General features: G+C 52.2%; 22 protein-coding genes and 2 other annotated features. All 22 genes read right to left on the reverse strand.

Going from position 1 to position 19,309, the window contains the following annotated elements:
- Positions 1 to 82: 82 nt before the first annotated feature.
- Positions 83 to 451 carry a 50S ribosomal protein L7/L12 gene (gene rplL / locus BRO54_RS07740; protein WP_074043602.1) on the reverse strand — a complete coding sequence of 123 codons (369 nt, stop codon included), beginning with the start codon at positions 449 to 451 and terminating at the stop codon, positions 83 to 85.
- A 54-nt stretch (positions 452 to 505) separates the two neighbouring features.
- Positions 506 to 1,006 (reverse strand): 50S ribosomal protein L10, encoded by a 501-nt coding sequence (rplJ, locus tag BRO54_RS07745; protein WP_033017249.1) that lies wholly within the window; start codon positions 1,004 to 1,006, stop codon positions 506 to 508.
- A gap of 47 nt (positions 1,007 to 1,053) precedes the next feature.
- Positions 1,054 to 1,217 (reverse strand) — a sequence feature (ribosomal protein L10 leader region).
- A 47-nt stretch (positions 1,218 to 1,264) separates the two neighbouring features.
- Entirely contained in the window at positions 1,265 to 1,966 is a 702-nt protein-coding gene (gene rplA, locus BRO54_RS07750) for a 50S ribosomal protein L1 (protein WP_074043603.1), read from the reverse strand.
- Positions 1,967 to 2,168: 202 nt separating this feature from the next.
- On the reverse strand, positions 2,169 to 2,594 hold the full coding sequence (gene rplK, locus BRO54_RS07755; protein ID WP_011229608.1) for a 50S ribosomal protein L11: 426 nt from the start codon (positions 2,592 to 2,594) through the stop codon (positions 2,169 to 2,171).
- A gap of 235 nt (positions 2,595 to 2,829) precedes the next feature.
- The gene (gene nusG, locus BRO54_RS07760; protein WP_012820482.1) at positions 2,830 to 3,363 is read right to left on the reverse strand and encodes a transcription termination/antitermination protein NusG; all 534 of its coding nucleotides are present in this window, start codon (positions 3,361 to 3,363) and stop codon (positions 2,830 to 2,832) included.
- 113 nt (positions 3,364 to 3,476) lie between these two features.
- On the reverse strand, positions 3,477 to 3,659 hold the full coding sequence (secE, locus tag BRO54_RS07765) for a preprotein translocase subunit SecE (protein ID WP_074043604.1): 183 nt from the start codon (positions 3,657 to 3,659) through the stop codon (positions 3,477 to 3,479).
- 40 nt (positions 3,660 to 3,699) lie between these two features.
- The gene (gene rpmG, locus BRO54_RS07770; protein WP_074043605.1) at positions 3,700 to 3,879 is read right to left on the reverse strand and encodes a 50S ribosomal protein L33; all 180 of its coding nucleotides are present in this window, start codon (positions 3,877 to 3,879) and stop codon (positions 3,700 to 3,702) included.
- A gap of 61 nt (positions 3,880 to 3,940) precedes the next feature.
- The gene (sigH, locus tag BRO54_RS07775; protein WP_013143979.1) at positions 3,941 to 4,624 is read right to left on the reverse strand and encodes an RNA polymerase sporulation sigma factor SigH; all 684 of its coding nucleotides are present in this window, start codon (positions 4,622 to 4,624) and stop codon (positions 3,941 to 3,943) included.
- Between the two features lie 36 nt (positions 4,625 to 4,660).
- Complete coding sequence (locus tag BRO54_RS07780; RefSeq protein ID WP_012820478.1) at positions 4,661 to 5,173, reverse strand: NYN domain-containing protein; 513 nt, start codon at positions 5,171 to 5,173, stop codon at positions 4,661 to 4,663.
- A 3-nt stretch (positions 5,174 to 5,176) separates the two neighbouring features.
- Positions 5,177 to 5,914: a 23S rRNA (guanosine(2251)-2'-O)-methyltransferase RlmB gene (rlmB, locus tag BRO54_RS07785; protein WP_074043606.1), complete on the reverse strand. Its 738-nt coding sequence runs from the start codon at positions 5,912 to 5,914 to the stop codon at positions 5,177 to 5,179.
- Entirely contained in the window at positions 5,914 to 6,339 is a 426-nt protein-coding gene (locus tag BRO54_RS07790) for a Mini-ribonuclease 3 (protein WP_014194591.1), read from the reverse strand. The genes rlmB and BRO54_RS07790 overlap by 1 nt, the downstream gene beginning before the upstream one ends.
- A 6-nt stretch (positions 6,340 to 6,345) precedes the next feature.
- A complete protein-coding gene (gene cysS, locus BRO54_RS07795; protein ID WP_074043607.1) occupies positions 6,346 to 7,746 on the reverse strand; it encodes a cysteine--tRNA ligase in 1,401 nt (466 codons plus the stop codon).
- The gene (cysE, locus tag BRO54_RS07800) at positions 7,724 to 8,461 is read right to left on the reverse strand and encodes a serine O-acetyltransferase (protein WP_074043608.1); all 738 of its coding nucleotides are present in this window, start codon (positions 8,459 to 8,461) and stop codon (positions 7,724 to 7,726) included. The genes cysS and cysE overlap by 23 nt, the downstream gene beginning before the upstream one ends.
- Positions 8,459 to 8,694 (reverse strand) — a binding site (T-box leader). It overlaps the preceding gene by 3 nt.
- 72 nt (positions 8,695 to 8,766) lie before the next feature.
- Entirely contained in the window at positions 8,767 to 10,239 is a 1,473-nt protein-coding gene (gene gltX / locus BRO54_RS07805; protein WP_074043613.1) for a glutamate--tRNA ligase, read from the reverse strand.
- A 199-nt stretch (positions 10,240 to 10,438) separates the two neighbouring features.
- Entirely contained in the window at positions 10,439 to 10,915 is a 477-nt protein-coding gene (ispF, locus tag BRO54_RS07810; RefSeq protein ID WP_012820473.1) for a 2-C-methyl-D-erythritol 2,4-cyclodiphosphate synthase, read from the reverse strand.
- Between the two features lie 14 nt (positions 10,916 to 10,929).
- Positions 10,930 to 11,616 (reverse strand): 2-C-methyl-D-erythritol 4-phosphate cytidylyltransferase, encoded by a 687-nt coding sequence (ispD, locus tag BRO54_RS07815; RefSeq protein WP_074043609.1) that lies wholly within the window; start codon positions 11,614 to 11,616, stop codon positions 10,930 to 10,932.
- Positions 11,617 to 11,637: 21 nt separating this feature from the next.
- Positions 11,638 to 12,732: a PIN/TRAM domain-containing protein gene (locus BRO54_RS07820; RefSeq protein ID WP_074043610.1), complete on the reverse strand. Its 1,095-nt coding sequence runs from the start codon at positions 12,730 to 12,732 to the stop codon at positions 11,638 to 11,640.
- Positions 12,733 to 13,041: 309 nt separating this feature from the next.
- Positions 13,042 to 14,415, reverse strand: coding sequence for a DNA repair protein RadA (radA, locus tag BRO54_RS07825; RefSeq protein ID WP_074043611.1), 1,374 nt, complete (start codon positions 14,413 to 14,415; stop codon positions 13,042 to 13,044).
- A 77-nt stretch (positions 14,416 to 14,492) separates the two neighbouring features.
- A complete protein-coding gene (gene clpC, locus BRO54_RS07830) occupies positions 14,493 to 16,925 on the reverse strand; it encodes an ATP-dependent protease ATP-binding subunit ClpC (protein WP_011229593.1) in 2,433 nt (810 codons plus the stop codon).
- Entirely contained in the window at positions 16,922 to 18,013 is a 1,092-nt protein-coding gene (locus BRO54_RS07835; protein WP_011229592.1) for a protein-arginine kinase McsB, read from the reverse strand. The genes clpC and BRO54_RS07835 overlap by 4 nt, the downstream gene beginning before the upstream one ends.
- Positions 18,014 to 18,018: 5 nt before the next feature.
- Positions 18,019 to 18,567 (reverse strand): protein-arginine kinase activator protein McsA, encoded by a 549-nt coding sequence (locus BRO54_RS07840; RefSeq protein WP_011229591.1) that lies wholly within the window; start codon positions 18,565 to 18,567, stop codon positions 18,019 to 18,021.
- A gap of 15 nt (positions 18,568 to 18,582) precedes the next feature.
- Entirely contained in the window at positions 18,583 to 19,044 is a 462-nt protein-coding gene (gene ctsR, locus BRO54_RS07845) for a transcriptional regulator CtsR (protein ID WP_011229590.1), read from the reverse strand.
- Between the last annotated feature and the right edge of the window lie 265 nt (positions 19,045 to 19,309).

Below are 19,309 nucleotides of genomic sequence, written 5' to 3' on the forward strand. Positions count from 1 at the left end.
GCACCGCCTTCTGTTATATAGTGTTAACAAAAAAGAGGCTGCCCCTTGCTCGGGCCAACCTCTTTTTTCAATGGCGCAGCCATTACTTGATTTCGACTTTCGCGCCAGCTTCTTCGAGTTTTGCTTTGATTTCTTCGGCTTCTTCTTTCGCAATGCCTTCTTTGATCGGCTTCGGCGTGTTGTCGACCAAGTCTTTTGCTTCTTTCAAGCCGAGACCAGTGATTTCGCGAACGACTTTGATAACTTTGATTTTTTGCGCGCCGGCGTCGGCAAGAATGACGTCGAATTCCGTTTTTTCTGCCGCCGCTTCACCGCCAGCTGCTGCGCCACCCGCAACAACAACCGGAGCCGCAGCCGTTACGCCGAATTCTTCTTCGATCGCTTTCACCAATTCGTTTAATTCCAATACCGTCATATTTTTCACTGCTTCAATGATTTGTTCTTTCGTCATCACAACTTCCTCCTTTGTTTTCTGAATGATCGTTAAGCACATATCGATGCGCCATTATGCGCCTTGTTCCTCTTGCTTGTCAGCCACCGCTTTAACCGCAAGAGCAAAGTTGCGGATCGGGGCTTGAAGAACGCTAAGCAACATCGAAAGCAACCCTTCGCGGGACGGGAGTTTCGCCAACGCATCGATTTCTTCTTTGCTGGCGATGTTCCCTTCGATGACGCCGCCTTTGATTTCCAATGCTTCATGCGTTTTCGCAAACTCGCTTAAAATTTTTGCCGGCGCCACGACATCTTCATTGCTGAAGGCGATGGCATTTGGACCGGTGAACACTTCATCCAGTCCTTCCAAGCCGACTTCCGCGAGCGCCCGGCGGGTTAAGGTGTTTTTGTACACTTTAAACTCGACGCCTGCCTCGCGCAGCTGTTTGCGCAACTCGGTCATTTCTGCCACGTTTAGGCCGCGGTAATCAACGATGACGGTCGCCTTGCTGGCCCGGAATTTGTCTGCGATTTCCGCGACCACTTGTTTTTTCAGTTCAATCGCGCTCGACACGTCCTGCACCTCCTGTAAGGAAAATGAGAGAATACCACTTATACCGTTCGCTCAATAAAAAACCTCCATGCCGCGTAGACATGGAGGTGTCGTTCAACGCACCGCCGCTCGTTCCCGGCGCGGGGCGCGCTGTTCTATCGTCCACATACCTCGGTAGGAAATTAAGCCTCAAACAGGCACCTACTGTCTACGGTACAAATGATATTCATTTGTTCAGCCAAATGGCATTTTAACAGACGGACAAACAAAAGTCAACGGTTATTGTGCAACAGCAACCGTGGACGGGTCAACCTTGATGCCAGGGCCCATTGTCGACGTAATCGTGACGTTTTTCACGTACGTCCCTTTTGCCGCCGCCGGTTTGGCTTTCAAAATTGCTTCATAAACGGCCGTGAAGTTTTCAGCCAATTTCTCGTTGTCAAACGACACTTTGCCGATCGGAACGTGGATGTTGCCCGCTTTGTCGACGCGGTATTCCACTTTACCAGCCTTGATTTCTTGCACCGCTTTTGCTACGTCAAACGTGACTGTTCCGGTTTTCGGGTTTGGCATCAACCCTTTCGGCCCTAAAATGCGGCCGAGTTTCCCGACTTCCCCCATCATGTCCGGCGTAGCGACAACAACATCAAAGTCAAACCAGCCTTGCTGGATTTTGTTGATATATTCTGTATCGCCGACATAGTCAGCGCCAGCCGCTTCTGCTTCCTTCGCTTTTTCCCCTTTCGCGAACACCAACACGCGCGCCACTTTCCCTGTGCCGTGCGGCAGGACGACGGCGCCGCGAATTTGTTGGTCCGCTTTTTTCGGGTCAACGCCCAAACGGAACGCCACTTCCACTGTGGCATCGAATTTCGCGATGTTCGTTTTTTTCACGAGCTCGATCGCTTCAGCAATCGGGTATGCTTTGGAGCGGTCGACGAGCTTCAGTGCTTCTAAATATTTCTTCCCTCTTTTTGGCATGTGAAATTCCTCCTCGATTGTGGTTTTAGCGGAAAAAACCTCCCACGATCCTCCTGTGCTTATTCCTGGCAACAGGCCTTAAGCGAGGGATTGCATTAGATTCCCATTTTGACCATTATCCAGCCGTACGCTTGCCGGACGGCCCTTTCTCCATTGAGAAAGGTTGCGGAATACGCAACCTTTCCACACGCACCATTCATCCTTAATCTTCGATCACAATACCCATGCTGCGGGCCGTGCCTTCGATCATGCGCATGGCCGCCTCAATGCTCGCCGCATTCAAATCCGGCATTTTCAGCTCGGCGATCTCGCGCACTTTGTCGCGTTTAATTGTCGCCACTTTGTTGCGGTTCGGTTCGCCGGAGCCCGATTCAATGCCCGCCGCTTTTTTCAGCAATACAGCGGCTGGCGGCGTTTTCGTGATGAATGTAAATGAACGGTCTTCAAAAACCGTAATTTCAACCGGAATGATCAACCCTGCTTGGTCAGCCGTACGGGCATTAAACTCTTTGCAAAACGCCATAATATTGACACCGGCTTGACCCAACGCAGGACCTACTGGCGGCGCCGGATTCGCTTTCCCGGCAGGAATTTGCAGTTTGACGACCTTGATTACTTTTTTCGCCACGAGACACACCTCCTTAAGTCCGTGATGTGGTATTAGGGATTGCCCCTCCCACTCATCCGGCTCCGGTCTACTGAGCCGTTTTCCTATCTCCCGTTCCAGTTGAGAGGATCAGCGTAAAAACAAAATGGCTCCCTTATACAAGTGTATAAGTTCATCGCGATATGCCTCCGTTTAAGAGACATACTGACCTTAAAATAGTATCACTTTTCCCTAGCAATTGCAAGTTCTTTATCCATTAGATTTTTTCTATTTGCGAAAACTCAAGTTCCACCCGTGTTTCGCGCCCAAACATATCGACAAGCAGCTTCACTTTATGTTTATCCGGGTCAATCGCTTCAATTTTCCCTGTAAAGTTCGCAAACGGACCTTCTTTGATCCGCACCGTTTCATTTACCTCATAGTCGACGTCAACCTCGGCAAGCGGCATGCCCATCCGCTTCAAGATCATTTTCACTTCTTCCTCCATAAGCGGCGTCGGTTTCGAACCAGCCCCGCTTGAGCCGACAAATCCAGTGACGCCCGGCGTGTTGCGCACGACATACCATGAGTCATCCGTCATGACCATCTCAACGAGCACATAGCCAGGGAACACTTTCTTTTTCGTCGTTTTCCGTTTCCCGTTTTTGACGTCCGTTTCCGTCTCTTCCGGAACGACGACGCGAAAAATTTTATCTTGCATTCCCATCGATTCGACGCGTTTTTCCAAATTGGCTTTCACTTTGTTTTCATATCCCGAATATGTATGGACGACATACCAGTTTTTTTCCATCAGCGAGCCTCCCCAGGGCGGTTTTCGTCTTGTTTTTTTGCGCAAAACAAAAACCCGTTGCCGGGTTCCATACGCGCGCGATTATCTTTCATTATAACATATCCTTCGCCCGCTTATTCAAACACGAGGCGAATCAACTCAGAAATGCCGAGGTCCACAACGGCAAAAAAGACGGTGAAAAACGCCACCGTGGCCAACACGACCGCCGTGTAGTTCACTAACTCCTTCCGGTTTGGCCAACTCACTTTTTTCAGCTCGCGTACGACTTCTTTTAAAAAGCTGGTTACTCGCTGCATCACTCGTACCTCCATCATCGTTCAAAACTATCTCCACCGCCTATTCCGTCTCGCGATGGATCGTATGTTTGTTGCATGTTGAGCAAAACTTGTTGGCCATACGGCGCTCACCAAGGCGACGTATTTGTTTTGCTGCCGTATAGTTTCGGCTCCCGCACTGCGCGCAAGCCAGCGTCACTTTTTGCGCATCAGCATTCCACCGTTCCTGCGAGATGTCCATAAAAATTTATCATATTGGCTGTTTCGCTGTCAATGACATCTTTTGATGCGGCGGTGCGATGCTACAAACTGATCTCGCGGTATTCCAAATATTTCTCGAGCTTCCGCTTGACGCGCTGTAAAGCATTGTCGATCGACTTGACATGGCGGTTCAGCTCTTCGGAAATTTCCTGGTATGAGCGCCCATCCAAATACAAAGCGAGCACTTTCCGCTCGAGGTCGCTGAGCAGCTCCGCCATCTTTAGTTCAATATCGTCGACTTCCTCGCGGTTGACAATCAATTGTTCCGGGTCCGTCACCTGCGTGCCGGACAACACATCCATCAGCGTCCGATCCGACTCGTCATCATAAATCGGCTTATCCAAGGAAACGTAAGAATTGAGCGGAATATGCTTTTGGCGGGTCGCCGTTTTAATCGCGGTAATCATTTGCCTTGTGATGCAAAGTTCTGCAAATGCTTTAAATGAGGAAAGCTTGTCCCCCTTAAAATCGCGGACGGCCTTATACAGACCGATCATTCCTTCCTGCACGATATCTTCCCGATCAGCTCCGACTAAAAAATAGGAGCGAGCTTTGGCGCGCACAAAGTTTTGATATTTATGGATTAAAAAATCAAGTGCTTCCCCATCCCCTTCGTGAACGAGCGCAACAAGCTGCTCATCGTCCAGCTGATGATAATCTTTCCCTTTCATTGCTTTCAAGCATTCCCCCACGCTGATCCCCCCGACCGCATCAATCGCTAACATGTATTATACAGGACAAATTTTTACAGCGTCAACCGCTCATTTTTCTCCTCTTCGCCATTTTTCAAAAATTTCAGCAATTCTATCATTTAGCGGAACTTTGGAGATCGGAGTGCGCTGCCGCATCGCTTTTACTTTTTGGGAAATGTCCCGCTCAACCGTCTCGACTTCATCTAATAGCTCGCGCGCCGACTTGCGCAGAGCGCCTTGGCCGAACACCGTCCATTGTTCGGTGTAGTCGGAGGTAGCGACATACACTTTTGTGCGCGCATTCATCAATGTTTTCGCCAACCGTTCAATTCGCTCATCGGCCGTCTCATGTTCCTTTGTAAAAATGACGTCGACGTCGTAATGTTTATACTTTTTCTCGTTTCCTTGCACGAGGTGGGCATCGAATACGATTACGACATGGTCCCCGGTGAATCCTTTGTAGTCAGCCATTTTTTCAATCAATAAATCCCTTGCCGCTGCCAGATCGCCCTCTTCTTTCAGCCGGCGCAGCTCCGGCCACGCTCCGATGATGTTATAGCCGTCGACAATCAAAATGTTCATCGGCTATTCTCCCAACGGATACCGCTTCCGGTACACCTCGTACATGAGCAGGCTGGCGGCGACAGAGGCATTGAGCGAGGTGACATGGCCGCGCATCGGCAACCGGAACAAGAAATCGCACTTTTCAAGCACTAGGCGGCTGATCCCTTTTCCTTCGCTCCCGATTACGAGCGCCAGCGGCATCGTGCCATCGAGCGAGCGGTAGTCGTCTTGAGCCGATGCATCCGTTCCGGCTACCCACACTCCGCGCTCTTTCAGCTCGTCAATCGTCCGCGCCAAGTTTGTCACACGCGCGACCGGAACGTGCTCAATCGCCCCGGTCGACGCCTTCGCCACCGTTTGGGTCAGCCCAACCGAACGCCGCTTCGGAATGATGAGGCCGTGCGCCCCGACCGCATCAGCGGTGCGCATAATGGCCCCTAAATTATGCGGATCCTCAAGCTCGTCCAAGATGAGAAAAAACGGCGCCTCGCCCCGCTCGGCGGCGCGAGCGAACAAGTCATCGATTTCATAGTAGCGGTAGGCCGCCGCCTGAGCGACAACCCCTTGATGAGCACCTTCAGCCATCTGGTCAAGCTTGCGCTTCGGGACATATTGGACGAGCACGCCCCGCCGCTTCGCCCATTCAAGCACAGGTTCGACGGTATGGCGCTGCGCCCCTTCAGCGATCCAAATTTTATTGATGTCACGCCCGGCTTTGAGCGCTTCAATGACCGGATTTTTGCCGATAATGTAGTCCATCATTCCAACGCCCTTTCTTCTCTTTCAATAATGGCAAACGAACGGCCGATCAGCTCATCAACCCGCTTTTCATTATTAACCAAAAAATGATAACCGATGAGCGCCTCAAAGGCCGTGCTATGCCGGTATGTTTGCACGTCCGTATTTTTCGGGATCGTGCCTGATTTGGCATTGCGGCCGCGGCGGACGATGTCCTTTTCCTCCTCGGTCAGGACGCCCTCGTCAAGCAACGCCAAAATCACTTGCGCTTGCGCCCGCGCCGACACATAGCGAACCGCCCGCCGATGCAGCTCATGCGGCCGCACGCTGCCGCCAGCAAGCAAATGGCGGCGCACATACACCTCGTAAACCGCATCGCCAATATAGGCAAGCGCCAGTCCATTCAACTGCTTCACATCGTTGACCGTTTCAAACTCCGCCATCATCGCGTGCTATCCCCGTTTCCATCTCGTTCCTTGCGGCGTGTCTTCCAAAATGATGTTTTTCGCCCTCAGCTCGTCGCGAATGCGGTCGGCCAGCGCAAAATCGCGGTTTTTCCGCGCTTCATTGCGCTTTTGGATCAACGCCTCGATTTCCTCATCAAGCAACTCGTCTTGCTTTAAGGTGAGCCCTAGTATGTCCGCCAGCTGTTCGAACTCGCGCAAAAACGCGTGAATGACCTTCTCGGATGTCGTTTTTTCCTGCAAGTACAAGTTGGCCTGCTTCGCCAGTTCAAACAATACGGCAATGCCGTTGGCTGTGTTGAAATCGTCGTCCATTTCACGGATAAACGAGGCGCGGATGTCCGCAATGCGCGACAGCCATTCCTCGTCATTGTCCGTTAAGTTCGTGCTTGCCTGCAAGCGATGCTGCAAATTGCCGTACGCCGTCTTCAGGCGCTCGAGTCCTCGCCGCGCGCTCTCAAGCAGTTCCTCACTGTAGTTGATCGGATGGCGGTAATGCACCGACAGCATGAAAAACCGCAGCACTTGCGGGTCGATCTGCCGGATGATATCGTGAACGAGCACGAAATTGCCAAGCGACTTCGACATTTTTTCGTTGTTAATATTTAAATACCCATTGTGCAGCCAATATTTCGCGAACGGTTTGCCGGTCAGCGCCTCCGACTGGGCGATTTCGTTTTCATGGTGCGGGAATGTTAAGTCTTGGCCGCCAGCGTGGATATCGATCGTATCGCCCAAATATTTGCGCGCCATCGCCGAGCATTCGATATGCCAACCAGGCCGCCCTTTCCCCCATGGGCTGTCCCAACAAATTTCTCCTTCCTTCGCTGCTTTCCAAAGGGCGAAATCAAGTGGATCGTCTTTTTTCTCCCCAATTTCGATGCGCGCCCCAGCTTGCAGCTCATCGATCGATTGATGAGACAGCTTGCCGTATTCGCGGAACTTGCGCGTCCGGTAATACACGTCGCCGTCGACTTCGTAGGCATATCCTTTGTCAATGAGCGCCTGAATGAATTCGATAATCGTATCAATGTTTTCGGTCACCCGCGGATGGATGTCCGCTTTTTTGCAGCCAAGCGCCTGAATGTCTTCAAAATACGCCTCAATAAACCGCTCGGCGATCGCCGGCACGCTCTCGCCGAGCTCGCGGGCCGCTTTGATCAGCTTGTCATCGACGTCGGTAAAGTTCGATACATACGTCACATCATAGCCGCGGAACTCCAAATAGCGGCGGATCGTGTCAAAAACGATGGCGGCCCGAGCATTGCCGATGTGAATATAATTATAGACGGTCGGGCCGCACACATACATTTTCACTTTATTCGGCTCCAGCGGCTCAAACGGTTCTTTTTTTCGCGTCAGCGTATTATAAAGCCGGATGCTGCTCATACTCGTTCTTCCTTTCTTGTTGTTTCAATGCCTCAAGCTCGCTTTTCAGCCGGGCGATTTCCTCTTCAAGCTCCCGAAACCGGTCGGCGATCGGGTCAGGCAGGTCGGTATGATTTAAATCTTTCTTCACTTTCACCCCGTCGCGCACAACGACGCGGCCCGGAATGCCAACGACGGTCGAATTGGGCGGTACGTCTTTTAACACGACCGACCCAGCGCCGATTTTCGAGTTTTCCCCGATCGTAATCGAACCGAGCACTTTCGCGCCGGCAGCGATCAAACAGTTGTCTTTGATCGTCGGGTGCCGCTTCCCTTTTTCTTTCCCTGTCCCGCCTAATGTGACCCCTTGATAGACGGTGACATTGTCGCCGATTTCGCACGTTTCGCCGATCACCACGCCCATGCCGTGGTCGATGAAAAAGCGGCGGCCGATTTTCGCGCCCGGATGGATTTCAATGCCAGTGAAAAAGCGGCTGATTTGCGAAATCAAGCGGGCAAGAAAGTAAAATTTCCGCTTGTAAAGCGCATGGGCGATCCGATGCGCCCAGATGGCATGCAGGCCGGAATACGTTAAAATGACTTCCAAATAGCTTCTCGCCGCCGGGTCTTGCTCAAAAATGACCTCAATATCCTCTTTTAACGTTTTAAACATGATGTCCTCCCTCCATCCCTCTAAGTTGTCTTGAATAAAAAAGCGTCCCTGTGCCGAAGACACAGAGACGCTTTTGGCGCGGTTCCACTCTGTTTAGCGAAACGGGGCGCCGTTTCGCTCACTCGATTCCGATAACGGAGATGCTCCGCTCCCCTCTACTGCAGAACGTCTCTGTTCCGGTTCGAAAGGAGGCTCCGAGGCGCACTTCGGACAGCACCGAACATAAGCCGCTTCCAGCCAAGGCGGCTCTCTCTGGGATGCCGATGCTTCCTACTTCTCCTCGTCAACGCTTTTTCCTTATGCGCTTGTTCCATCGAAATTTTATATTATTATACCACATCCATCATGCAAACGTGCATAGAGGCCGATTAAAATTTTTCTTGCAACGCCCGCTCCAGCCGCTCGATCACTTTTTCTTTGCCGAGCAGCTGAATGGCAAACGGCAGCTCCGGTCCGTGCGTTTGTCCAGTCACCGCCGCGCGAATCGGCATAAACAACTTTTTCCCTTTTTGCCCGGTCGCCTTTTGCACCGCTTTAATGGCCGCTTTAATCTCGTCTGCCGTAAACGGCTCAAGCTCACGCACGCTCTCAAGGAAGGTGGAAAGCACAGCCGGCACTTGCTCTTCAGCGAGCACTTGACGCGCCTCGTCCTCGTAGTCGATTTCTTCTTTAAAGAACAGCTCAGACAGCGGGACGATCTCCGCCCCGTAGCTCATTTGCTCTTGATACAAAGCAATTAAATCGCGCGCCCATTGCCGCTGTTCGTCAGTCATATCCGCCGGCAGGCGCCCGGCTTTCACTAAATGCGGCAAGGCCAGCTCAACAAGCCGGTCAAGATCAAGCTTTTTGATATATTGGTTGTTCATCCATGTCAGCTTTTTCGTATCAAACATGGACGGCGATTTTGACAGCCGGGAGACATCGAACATGCGGATCAGTTCGTCTTTCGTAAAAATTTCTTCCTCTCCTTCCGGCGACCAGCCAAGCAAAGCGAAAAAGTTGAACATCGCTTCCGGCAAATAGCCAAGTTCTTTGTATTGCGAGACGAACTGAATGATCGATTCATCGCGCTTAGACAGCTTTTTCCGCTGCTCGTTGACGATCAACGTCAAGTGCGCGAACTGCGGCGGCTCCCAGCCGAAATACTCGTATACCATGAGCTGCTTCGGCGTATTGGACAAATGTTCCTCACCGCGAAACACATGGCTGATTTCCATTAAATGGTCATCGATGACAACAGCGAAATTGTATGTCGGAATGCCATTGGCCTTTACAATCACCCAATCGCCGCCGACATCTTTCGATTCAAACACCACTTTGCCGCGCACTAAATCGTAAAACTCGTACGTTTTCCCTTCCGGCACCTTCAGGCGGATCGTATACGGCTTCCCTTGCGCCTCGAGCTCCGCGACCTGCTCCGGCGTCAAATGGCGGCATTTGCCGCTATACTGCGGAGCGGCGATGCCGGCCGCCCGCTGCGCCTCCCGCTCGCGCTCGAGCTCTTCCGGCGTGCAAAAACATTGGTACGCATGCCCTTGCTCAAGCAATTCATTCACATATTTTCGGTAAATATCGAGCCGCTCCGTTTGCCGGTACGGCCCGTAGCCGCCATCTTTATCAATCGATTCATCATAATCAATGCCGAGCCATTTTAAGTTTTCGAGCTGCGACTTTTCGCCGCCTTCGATGTTCCGTTCAATATCCGTATCCTCGATGCGGACGATCATTTTTCCACCGTGATGGCGGGCGAACAAATAGTTAAACAGCGCTGTCCGCGCACCGCCGATATGCAAATGGCCGGTTGGGCTCGGCGCATAGCGCACGCGCACCTCTTTTGCCATCATCCAAACCCTCCACTTCCATCAAAGCTTGTGCTATTATTGTACCGTTTATAGCGGCAAAGTTCAAAACAGACGGCTCTCGCCTAGGCAGCGCCACGCCGCCGACGCCCCCTTTACACCTCCTAGCCAGGACGGCGAACAAAGCGCTTATGTATTAAGGAACGAGGTCTCCCAAATGATGTTGCCAAAGGCCGCTCCATTAGCTTTTTTGCAGCAAGACGACCGCCTGGGCGGCAATGCCTTCCCCCCGCCCAGTGAATCCGAGCTTCTCCGTCGTCGTTGCCTTCACATTGACTTGCGAGCGCTCGGCTTCCAGCAACCGAGCGATCACCGCCCTCATTTCTTCAATATACGGCGCCATCTTCGGCTTTTGTGCGATGATCGTGCAGTCGGCGTTCACGAGCCTATACCCTTCCTGCCGAGCGAGCGCCCATACGTGCGCCAACAGCTCAGCCGAGTCGGCATCTTTAAAGCGCGGATCTGTGTCCGGAAAATGTCGGCCGATATCGCCGGCGCCGATCGCCCCAAGGCATGCGTCCGCCACCGCATGAAGCAGCACGTCGGCATCTGAGTGGCCGAGCAGCCCCTTTTCATACGGAATGGTGACGCCGCCAATGATCAGCGGACGCCCTTCAACAAGCTGATGGACGTCAAACCCTTGTCCAATGCGAAACATCTCTCCACCCCCATCTATTCGGCCATGCGGCTTGCCAAAATCGCCTCAGCAAACAAAAGGTCCTCCGGCGTCGTCAGCTTAATATTGCGATAATCCCCTTCAATGATCTTCACCGGCTTGCCGATTCGCTCCACAAGGCTGGCGTCATCCGTGCCGAGATAGCCAGCCTGTTTCGCCGCTTTGTGCGCTTCCATGATCAAAGACAGACGAAAAGCTTGTGGCGTCTGCACCGCCCACAAGCTGGAACGATCAATCGTCTGTTCGACAAACAAACCGTTCGCTTTTTTGATCGTATCTTTCACCCGCACTGCCGGGATCGCCGCCCCGTACTGAACGGCGGCGTTCACTAGCTCGTGCAAATGATGGACGCGGACAAACGGGCGGGCGCCGTCATGGATGAGAACAATCTCCTCCCCCTCGAGCGCCTGCAATCCGTTATAGACGCTATGCTGCCGCTCCTCGCCGCCGTCGGCAAGCGCGGCGACTTTTCGAATGCGAAAGCGGGCGAGCAGCTGCTCAAATCGGCTTCGCTCGGCCGGGTTGACGACAAGCACAATGCGAACGCACCGCTCATCGCGCTCAAACACTTCCAGCGTCCGAACGATGAGAGGCTCGCCGCCAAGCTCAAGGAATTGCTTGTTCATGCCGGCGTTCATCCGCTTTCCTTGCCCGGCCGCCAAGACAATCGCTTCGTAATTCATTGGCCGTTTCCCCTATTCGTTTTACAACGCTTTTTGCAGCAGTTTCAATTTGGCAAAAATCATTCTCCCTGCAGATGTTTGTAACACGCTGGTGACTAACACGTCAACCCGTTTGCCGATATATTCTTTGCCATCTTCGACGACGATCATCGTCCCGTCGTCCAAATAGGCGACGCCTTGGTTATGCTCCTTCCCATCTTTAATGACGTGTACGTTCAGCTCCTCGCCTGGCAGCACGACCGGTTTGACGGCATTCGCCAAATCGTTGATATTCAAAACACGCACGTTTTGCAGCTCACATACTTTGTTTAAATTGAAATCGTTCGTCACGACAACGCCTTGAAGCTGCTTCGCCAGCTTGACGAGTTTGCTGTCGACTTCCTGGACGTCGCTGAAATCCGCTTCATGGATTTCCACTTTCATCGCCATTTCTTTTTGGATGCGGTTCAAAATATCCAAGCCGCGGCGGCCGCGGTTCCGCTTCAGCACGTCGGACGAATCGGCGATATGCTGCAATTCTTCGAGCACAAACCGAGGGATGACAAGCGGCCCTTCCAAAAACCCGGTTTGGCAAATGTCTGCAATCCGCCCGTCGATGATGACGCTCGTATCCAAAATTTTCACGGCACCGCCCTTTGACGGTTCGTTTTCCGCTTCTCCACCTTTTTTCTTCGCCATGCGGTTGGACAAGGAAAATAAGTTCATCAACTCATTCCGTTTCTTTAAACCGACACGAAACCCTAAGTAGCCAAGCAACACCGTCAAAAAAATCGGCAACACCGTATTCAACACTTGAATGTGAAACGACTGCAACGGCATGACAACGAAAAACGCGATAATAAGACCGAAAATCAGCCCGAGACTGCCAAACAGCACGTCGGCGGCCGGCGCCTTCACCAGCGTTTCCTCCACCCAGCGAATCATGTCGACGACATAATCGACAAGCCAAAACGTCAACAAAAAGAAAACGACTGCCCCCAGCACCGCCAGCGTATAAGAATTATTGAGAAGCGGCATGCCGCTCACATTCATCAGCTTAAGCAAGTCAGGCAAAAACATGGCGCCTAACGTTCCGCCCACGGCGAGGAAAAATAATTGCACAATGCGTTTGACCATCAGCCCATCTTCACCTCCCTATTTAACATTATAAACAGTTTCCAATGTTTGAAACCAATTGGAAGGCAATTTTTAACCGTTTTTGAACATTCGACATCTGCTTGTAACAATAGACGGAAAACGCCGGCCAAACGCCGGAGTTGTTTCGGATCTCCCTACTATTTTTTACGTACATCAGAGCGAAAAGGTTCAATTCTTTTAGGCTGTTTATGCCTCTGCTTGAGCACTTAAGAATGAAGAGGCGATGAATTTTTGATCGCTCATATCCCCTTGGGCGCGAAGAAGCGGGCCGCGCAGGCGAAAGAGCGGTTAACACATTGTATGCTCAAGCGCCTCGGCCACATGCGAAACGCCGATCACATGAACGCCTTTTGGCGGCTGCCAGCCCGTTAAATTGTTTTTTGGCACAATGACACGGGAAAAGCCTAGCTTCACCGCCTCTTGCACGCGCTGTTCGATGCGGGAGACGCGGCGCACTTCTCCAGTCAAGCCGACTTCACCGATAATGACGTCCGTTGGATTCGTCGGCCGGTCGCGAAAGCTCGAGGCGATGCTGACAGCGACCGCCAAGTCAATTGCCGGCTCGTCAAGCTTCACTCCGCCCGCCACTTTCAAGTAGGCGTCCTGGTTTTGCAACAGCAGTCCAACCCGCTTTTCGAGCACGGCCATCAAAAGCGACACACGGTTATGGTCAAGGCCGGTCGCCATCCGTCTCGGGTTGCCGAAGCTTGTCGGTGAAACAAGCGCCTGGATTTCGACGAGCACCGGCCGCGTCCCTTCCATCGCCGCCACGACCGTCGAGCCAGCCGCTCCGCGCGACCGCTCTTCCAAAAACACTTCCGATGGGTTTTCCACTTCCTTCAATCCGATGTCACGCATCTCAAAAATGCCGATTTCGTTCGTTGAGCCAAAACGGTTTTTCACCGCTCGCAAAATGCGATACGTATGATGCCGCTCCCCTTCAAAATAGAGAACGGTGTCCACCATATGTTCGAGCAGACGCGGCCCGGCGATCGCCCCTTCTTTCGTCACATGGCCGACGATAAAAATAGCAATGCCTTTTGTTTTCGCCAGCTTCATCAGCTCGGCCGTGCATTCGCGCACTTGGGCGACGCTGCCTGGCGCGGAGGAGATGTCCGTACGGTACATCGTCTGAATCGAATCGATGATCACACAAGCGGGCTGAATGGTTTCAACCGCTGTTACAATATATTCCAAATCCGCTTCCGCCAACACATACAGATGATCGCACTCCGCACGGAGACGCCCAGCTCGCAGCTTTACTTGTTTTACCGATTCCTCTCCAGAGACATACAGCACTTTATGCCCAGCAGCAGCGAGCTGCGCCGATGTTTGCAAAAGCAACGTTGATTTGCCAATACCAGGGTCGCCGCCGATCAAAACGAGCGAACCTTTGACGATTCCACCACCCAACACGCGATCGAGCTCCGCGCTGTTCGTTTTCATGCGCGGCTCTTGCACCGCCTCCACGGCTGTAATCGGGACCGGTTTGGCCGAACCCGCGCGCTCCGAATGAAGAAATGCGCCGCGCACAGTCGGTTTCTCCTGCTCAATTTCCTCAACAAACGAATTCCAAGTTTGGCATCCCGGACAGCGTCCAAGCCATTTGGCCGACTCATATCCACACTGTTGGCAAACGAACTTCGTTTTCTTCTTCGCCATCGATCTTAACCCTTTCTGTAACGTTTTCCAACGAAAAAAAGGCATGGGCAGGAAGCTGCCGCATACCTTTTCTTCCCTCACACGACCGCCTGTTTCGACAATACGACAAACTCCCCGTCTTTGACATCCACGACGACTTTTTGCCCTTTGGCGATCGTGCCTTTTAACAATTCTTCGGACAAACGGTCTTCAACATGCTTTTGCAAGGCGCGGCGCAGCGGGCGGGCACCGTATTCTGGATCGAACCCTTCGGCGGCGATTTTCTCAATGGCGGCCTCCGTCAGCTCAAGATCGATGTCTTGCTCTTTCAGCCGCTTCACGAGCGTATCGGCCATCAATCGGACGATTTGTTTCAGATGGTCTTTTTCGAGCGAATGGAAGACGATGATTTCGTCGATCCGGTTTAAAAACTCTGGACGGAATGCTTTTTTCAGCTCATCCATCACTTTGCTTTTCATATCTTTGTATTGTTGGTTCCCGTCTTGAATGTTGAAGCCAACGTACTTATTCCGTTTCAGCGCATCGGCGCCGACGTTGGACGTCATGATGATGATCGTGTTGCGGAAGTCGACCGTCCGCCCTTTCGAGTCAGTCAGCCGCCCATCTTCCAACACTTGCAGCAAAATATTGAACACGTCCGGATGCGCTTTTTCCATCTCATCTAACAGGACAACCGAATACGGCTTGCGGCGCACTTTTTCCGTCAGCTGGCCGCCTTCTTCATAACCGACATACCCCGGCGGCGACCCGATGAGCCGCGATGTCGAGTGTTTTTCCATATACTCGGACATATCGATGCGAATGAGGGCGTCTTCATCGCCAAACATCGCTTCTGCCAAGGCTCGGGCCAACTCCGTTTTCCCAACGCCGGTCGGACCAAGGAAAATGAACGAACCGATCGGGCGTTTCGGGTCTTTCAGGCCAGCACGGGCGCGGCGCACCGCTTTGGCGACCGCTTTGACCGCCTCGTCTTGGCCGACGACACGCGAATGCAAAATTTCTTCCAGCTTGAGCAGCCGCTCCGTTTCCGTCTCAGCGAGCTTCGATACTGGAATGCCGGTCCAACTCGAGACGACCGCGGCGATGTCTTCGACCGTCACTTCCAAATTTTCTTGGCCTTGTTTTTCTTTCCACGCTCGTTTCGTTTCCTCCAGTTCTTCGCGCAGCCGCTGTTCCATATCGCGCAGCGACGCCGCTTTTTCAAATTCTTGGCTTTGCACGGCCGCGTCTTTTTCTTTCCGCACTTCCTCGAGCTTTTGTTCAAGTTCTTTCAATTTCGGCGGTGCGGTGAACGAACGAAGGCGCACTTTCGAGCAAGCCTCGTCGATCAAATCGATCGCCTTATCCGGCAAGAAACGGTCGGTAATGTAGCGGTCGGACAACTTGACGGCTTGCACGATCGCCTCGTCGGAAATCGAAACGCGGTGGTGCGCTTCATACCGATCGCGCAACCCTTTTAAAATTTGGATCGATTCTTCCACTGTCGGTTCATCAACGTAAATCGGCTGAAAGCGGCGTTCAAGCGCGGCGTCTTTTTCAATATATTTCCGGTATTCATCGAGCGTTGTCGCGCCGATGCATTGAAGCTCCCCGCGCGCCAACGCCGGTTTCAAAATGTTCGACGCGTCGATCGCTCCTTCCGCCCCACCGGCGCCAATTAATGTATGCAGCTCATCGATGAACAAGATGATGTTGCCCGCTTGACGAATTTCATCCATCACTTTTTTCAGTCTGTCTTCAAATTCCCCCCGGTATTTCGTTCCGGCGACGACCGTCCCCATATCGAGCGTCATGACCCGCTTGTCGCGCAGCGTTTCCGGCACTTCGTTATTGACGATTTGTTGGGCTAACCCTTCAGCAATGGCCGTTTTCCCAACGCCCGGCTCGCCGATCAACACCGGATTATTTTTCGTCCGCCGGCTTAATACTTCAATGACGCGCTGAATTTCTTTACTGCGGCCGATGACCGGGTCCAGCCGCCCTTCGCGGGCAATCGCTGTCAAATCGCGGGCGAGGCTGTCAAGCGTCGGAGTGCTCACATGCGACGCGCCGCCGCCATGGCCTGACATCGACTCATTGCTGCCAAGCAGCTGCAACACTTGTTGGCGCGCTTTGTTCAAGCTTACTCCCAAGTTGTTCAGCACGCGGGCGGCCACCCCTTCGCCTTCGCGGATCAACCCAAGCAAAATATGTTCTGTGCCGACGTATGAATGGCCGAGCTTCCGCGCTTCATCCATCGACAGCTCAATTACTTTTTTCGCCCGCGGTGTATAGTGGATCGTATGCGACACTTCACTGCCACGGCCGATGAGCGATTCGACTTCTTTTTGGATTTTATCTGGGCCGAGCCCAAGCGCCATGAGCGCCTTAGCCGCGATCCCCTCGCCCTCGCGGATGAGGCCGAGCAAAATATGTTCTGTGCCGATATTGTTATGGCCGAGGCGAATGGCTTCTTCCTGCGCCAGCGCCAGCACTTTTTGCGCCCGTTCCGTAAATCTGCCAAACATCATCGTTCATCACCCTCCATCTTTCTTCGTTCCTCCATCTTTAAACGCTCCCGGATCAGCGCCGCGCGGCGGACGTCCCGTTCTTCAGGGCGAAGCGCCCCGCCGGCATATTGCTGCAAAAATCCCGGCTGCGTCAAAATCATCAGCTCATTTAAAATGTTGCGCGAGATGTTCTTGATATATCCTAGATCAATCCCTAAGCGAACATCGGACAGACATTGCGCCGCTTCTTTCGATTCGATGACTCGACAGTTGGCCAGTATGCCGTATGAACGGAACACCTTGTCTTCTAATTGTATGCCCAAAGTTTTCACTAATGCCTGACGAGCCGCTCTTTCTTGGGCGATCAGCTGCTGAACGATCGTATGCAAATCAGCAACAATGTCTTCCTCCGATTTCCCAAGCGTGATCTGGTTGGAAATTTGGAATATATTTCCCAACGCTTCACTCCCTTCACCGTATGTTCCACGGACAACAAGCCCAAGCTGGTTGATGGCAGGAATAATACGGTTAATTTGCTGCGTCAGCACAAGCGCCGGAAGATGCATCATCACCGAAGCCCGCAATCCCGTCCCGACATTGGTCGGGCAGCTCGTTAAATAACCAAGCCGCTCGTCAAAGGCATAGTTGACATACCCTTCAATCCAATCGTCCAATTCGCTCGCCGCCTCGAGCGCCTCAGCAAGCTGCAACCCCGGGAATAGGCATTGGATGCGGATATGATCCTCCTCGTTGATCATGATGCTGATTTCTTCATTTTCCGAAAGCAGACAAGCGCCAAACGGCGAATCCTCAGCCAGATGCGGACTAATTAAGTGTTTTTCTACCAATACCCGTTTTTCAATCGGCTGAAGCTCCGACATTTTCAACAACTCGAAGCGGCCTGCCCCTCCGTAAGAACGATGGGCGAACGTCCGTTCAAACAACGCGACGATTTGCATCGCTTCTTCACTGCTAAACAGCGTTGGAAAACGAAAGTCAACGATGTTGCGCGCCAGTCGGATGCGACTGCTTAAGACGATGTCCGAATCCGGCCCCTCTTGGCTCATCCACGCGCTGACCGCCGTATTGAAAAACTTCTCGAACGACATACCGCTTACATATCCCCCTCTCCGCGTCGACGCAGTTCATCCTCCAACGAGCGGATTTGGTCGCGCACCTCGGCCGCCCGCTCGAATTCCTCACGAGCGACGAGCTCCTGAAGCTTTTGTTTCAACATAGCAAGTTGCTTGCGCAAATGGAGAACGCCGCCTTTTCGCTTCGGAATTTTTCCTGAATGAGCGGTATTGCCGCTATGGAGCCGTTTCAAAATCGGCGGCAAGTAGCGTGCAAACGTCCGGTAGCAGTTAGCGCAGCCGAACCGCCCGATTTGTGTGAATTGATGGTATGTCATTTGGCACGTCTCACATTGAAGTACATCCGGGTTCGGAAACGCGTTCGCCGTCATCTCTTTCATCGGCGCTTGAAAATTGAGAAGCCCCGCCAACAAGTTGTTGAGTGAAAAATCATCATTGCCGTAGAACGTAAACATATGGCCATGCTCTCTGGCGCATTGCTCGCAAAGATGGAACTCCGTTTTCTCTCCGTTTACAATTTTTGTAAAGTGCATCGTGGCCGGCCGCTGCTTGCATTCTTGGCAAATCAATGCCTCCCCCTCCCCCTATTTGTATTTCAGCGACGTCAGCATCGCTTTTAACATACGGGCCCGCAGTTCGTCCCGCTCGGGCAAATCGATATATAAAACAGAACGATCCATAGCGCTTAACATAATTTTCGCTTCCCGCTCCGAAATTACCTTTTCTTCAACGAGACGTTTTACCACATCTTCGGCATTCGATTGGCTGATGCGGTGGCCGACAAGCTCGAGCAGCTGGTCAATAAGCTGTGCTTCACTCTTTGTCTTCACTTTCATAATGCGGATATACCCACCGCCACCGCGCTTGCTTTCGACGATGTACCCTCTTTCAAGGGTAAACCTCGTATTGATGACATAGTTGATCTGCGACGGAACACATTGGAATTTATTAGCGATTTCGCTTCGTTTAATTTCAACGATATCTTGGTCGCTCATATTGAGCACTTGCTTTAAATATTGCTCAATGATGTCGGAAATGTTCGGCACTCTACCTACCACCTTCCTTACAACCAAGCTGCCTGGCGATGGGCCGTCCGCTGACAAGGACACCCCACTGCCTCTTTGTTGACTTTGACTATATTTGACCTTACTCTTACTATACAATGTATTACGGAAAATTTCAAGAGTGACCGAAGAAGGAAAACTAACTATAGAATATCCGTTTTTTTTGGACAATAAAACGTCAAGCAGCCGAATAAATGAAAAAGCACGCCTTTTCTCCCAAGGAAAGAAAAGACGTGCTTTCCATTTT

It is taken from the genome of Geobacillus proteiniphilus (assembly GCF_001908025.1).
GTDB classification, from domain to species: domain Bacteria; phylum Bacillota; class Bacilli; order Bacillales; family Anoxybacillaceae; genus Geobacillus; species Geobacillus proteiniphilus.

Excerpts from the sequence above, each read along its gene's own strand:
- sigH (WP_013143979.1), bottom strand. The coding sequence starts at position 4,624 with ATGTTAGCGATTGATGCGGTCGGGGGGATCAGCGTGGGGGAATGCTTG.
- ispF (WP_012820473.1), bottom strand. The coding sequence starts at position 10,915 with ATGTTTCGCATTGGACAAGGGTTTGACGTCCATCAGCTTGTTGAAGGG.
- nusG (WP_012820482.1), bottom strand. The coding sequence starts at position 3,363 with ATGGAAAAAAACTGGTATGTCGTCCATACATATTCGGGATATGAAAAC.
- gltX (WP_074043613.1), bottom strand. The coding sequence starts at position 10,239 with ATGGCAAAAGAGGTGCGCGTGCGCTATGCGCCGAGCCCAACCGGCCAT.
- rplL (WP_074043602.1), bottom strand. The coding sequence starts at position 451 with ATGACGAAAGAACAAATCATTGAAGCAGTGAAAAATATGACGGTATTG.
- rlmB (WP_074043606.1), bottom strand. The coding sequence starts at position 5,914 with ATGGACTACATTATCGGCAAAAATCCGGTCATTGAAGCGCTCAAAGCC.
- BRO54_RS07780 (WP_012820478.1), bottom strand. The coding sequence starts at position 5,173 with ATGAACATTTTGATTGTCGACGGCTATAACATCATCGGAGCGTGGCCG.
- ispD (WP_074043609.1), bottom strand. The coding sequence starts at position 11,616 with ATGAATTACGAAGCGATTGTCTTGGCGGCCGGGCAAGGAAAGCGGATG.
- BRO54_RS07835 (WP_011229592.1), bottom strand. The coding sequence starts at position 18,013 with ATGTCGTTCGAGAAGTTTTTCAATACGGCGGTCAGCGCGTGGATGAGC.
- cysS (WP_074043607.1), bottom strand. The coding sequence starts at position 7,746 with ATGAGCAGCATCCGGCTTTATAATACGCTGACGCGAAAAAAAGAACCG.
- BRO54_RS07790 (WP_014194591.1), bottom strand. The coding sequence starts at position 6,339 with ATGATGGCGGAGTTTGAAACGGTCAACGATGTGAAGCAGTTGAATGGA.
- secE (WP_074043604.1), bottom strand. The coding sequence starts at position 3,659 with ATGCAGCGAGTAACCAGCTTTTTAAAAGAAGTCGTACGCGAGCTGAAA.
- rplA (WP_074043603.1), bottom strand. The coding sequence starts at position 1,966 with ATGCCAAAAAGAGGGAAGAAATATTTAGAAGCACTGAAGCTCGTCGAC.
- radA (WP_074043611.1), bottom strand. The coding sequence starts at position 14,415 with ATGGCGAAGAAGAAAACGAAGTTCGTTTGCCAACAGTGTGGATATGAG.
- clpC (WP_011229593.1), bottom strand. The coding sequence starts at position 16,925 with ATGATGTTTGGCAGATTTACGGAACGGGCGCAAAAAGTGCTGGCGCTG.
- BRO54_RS07820 (WP_074043610.1), bottom strand. The coding sequence starts at position 12,732 with ATGGTCAAACGCATTGTGCAATTATTTTTCCTCGCCGTGGGCGGAACG.
- rpmG (WP_074043605.1), bottom strand. The coding sequence starts at position 3,879 with ATGGACATCTCGCAGGAACGGTGGAATGCTGATGCGCAAAAAGTGACG.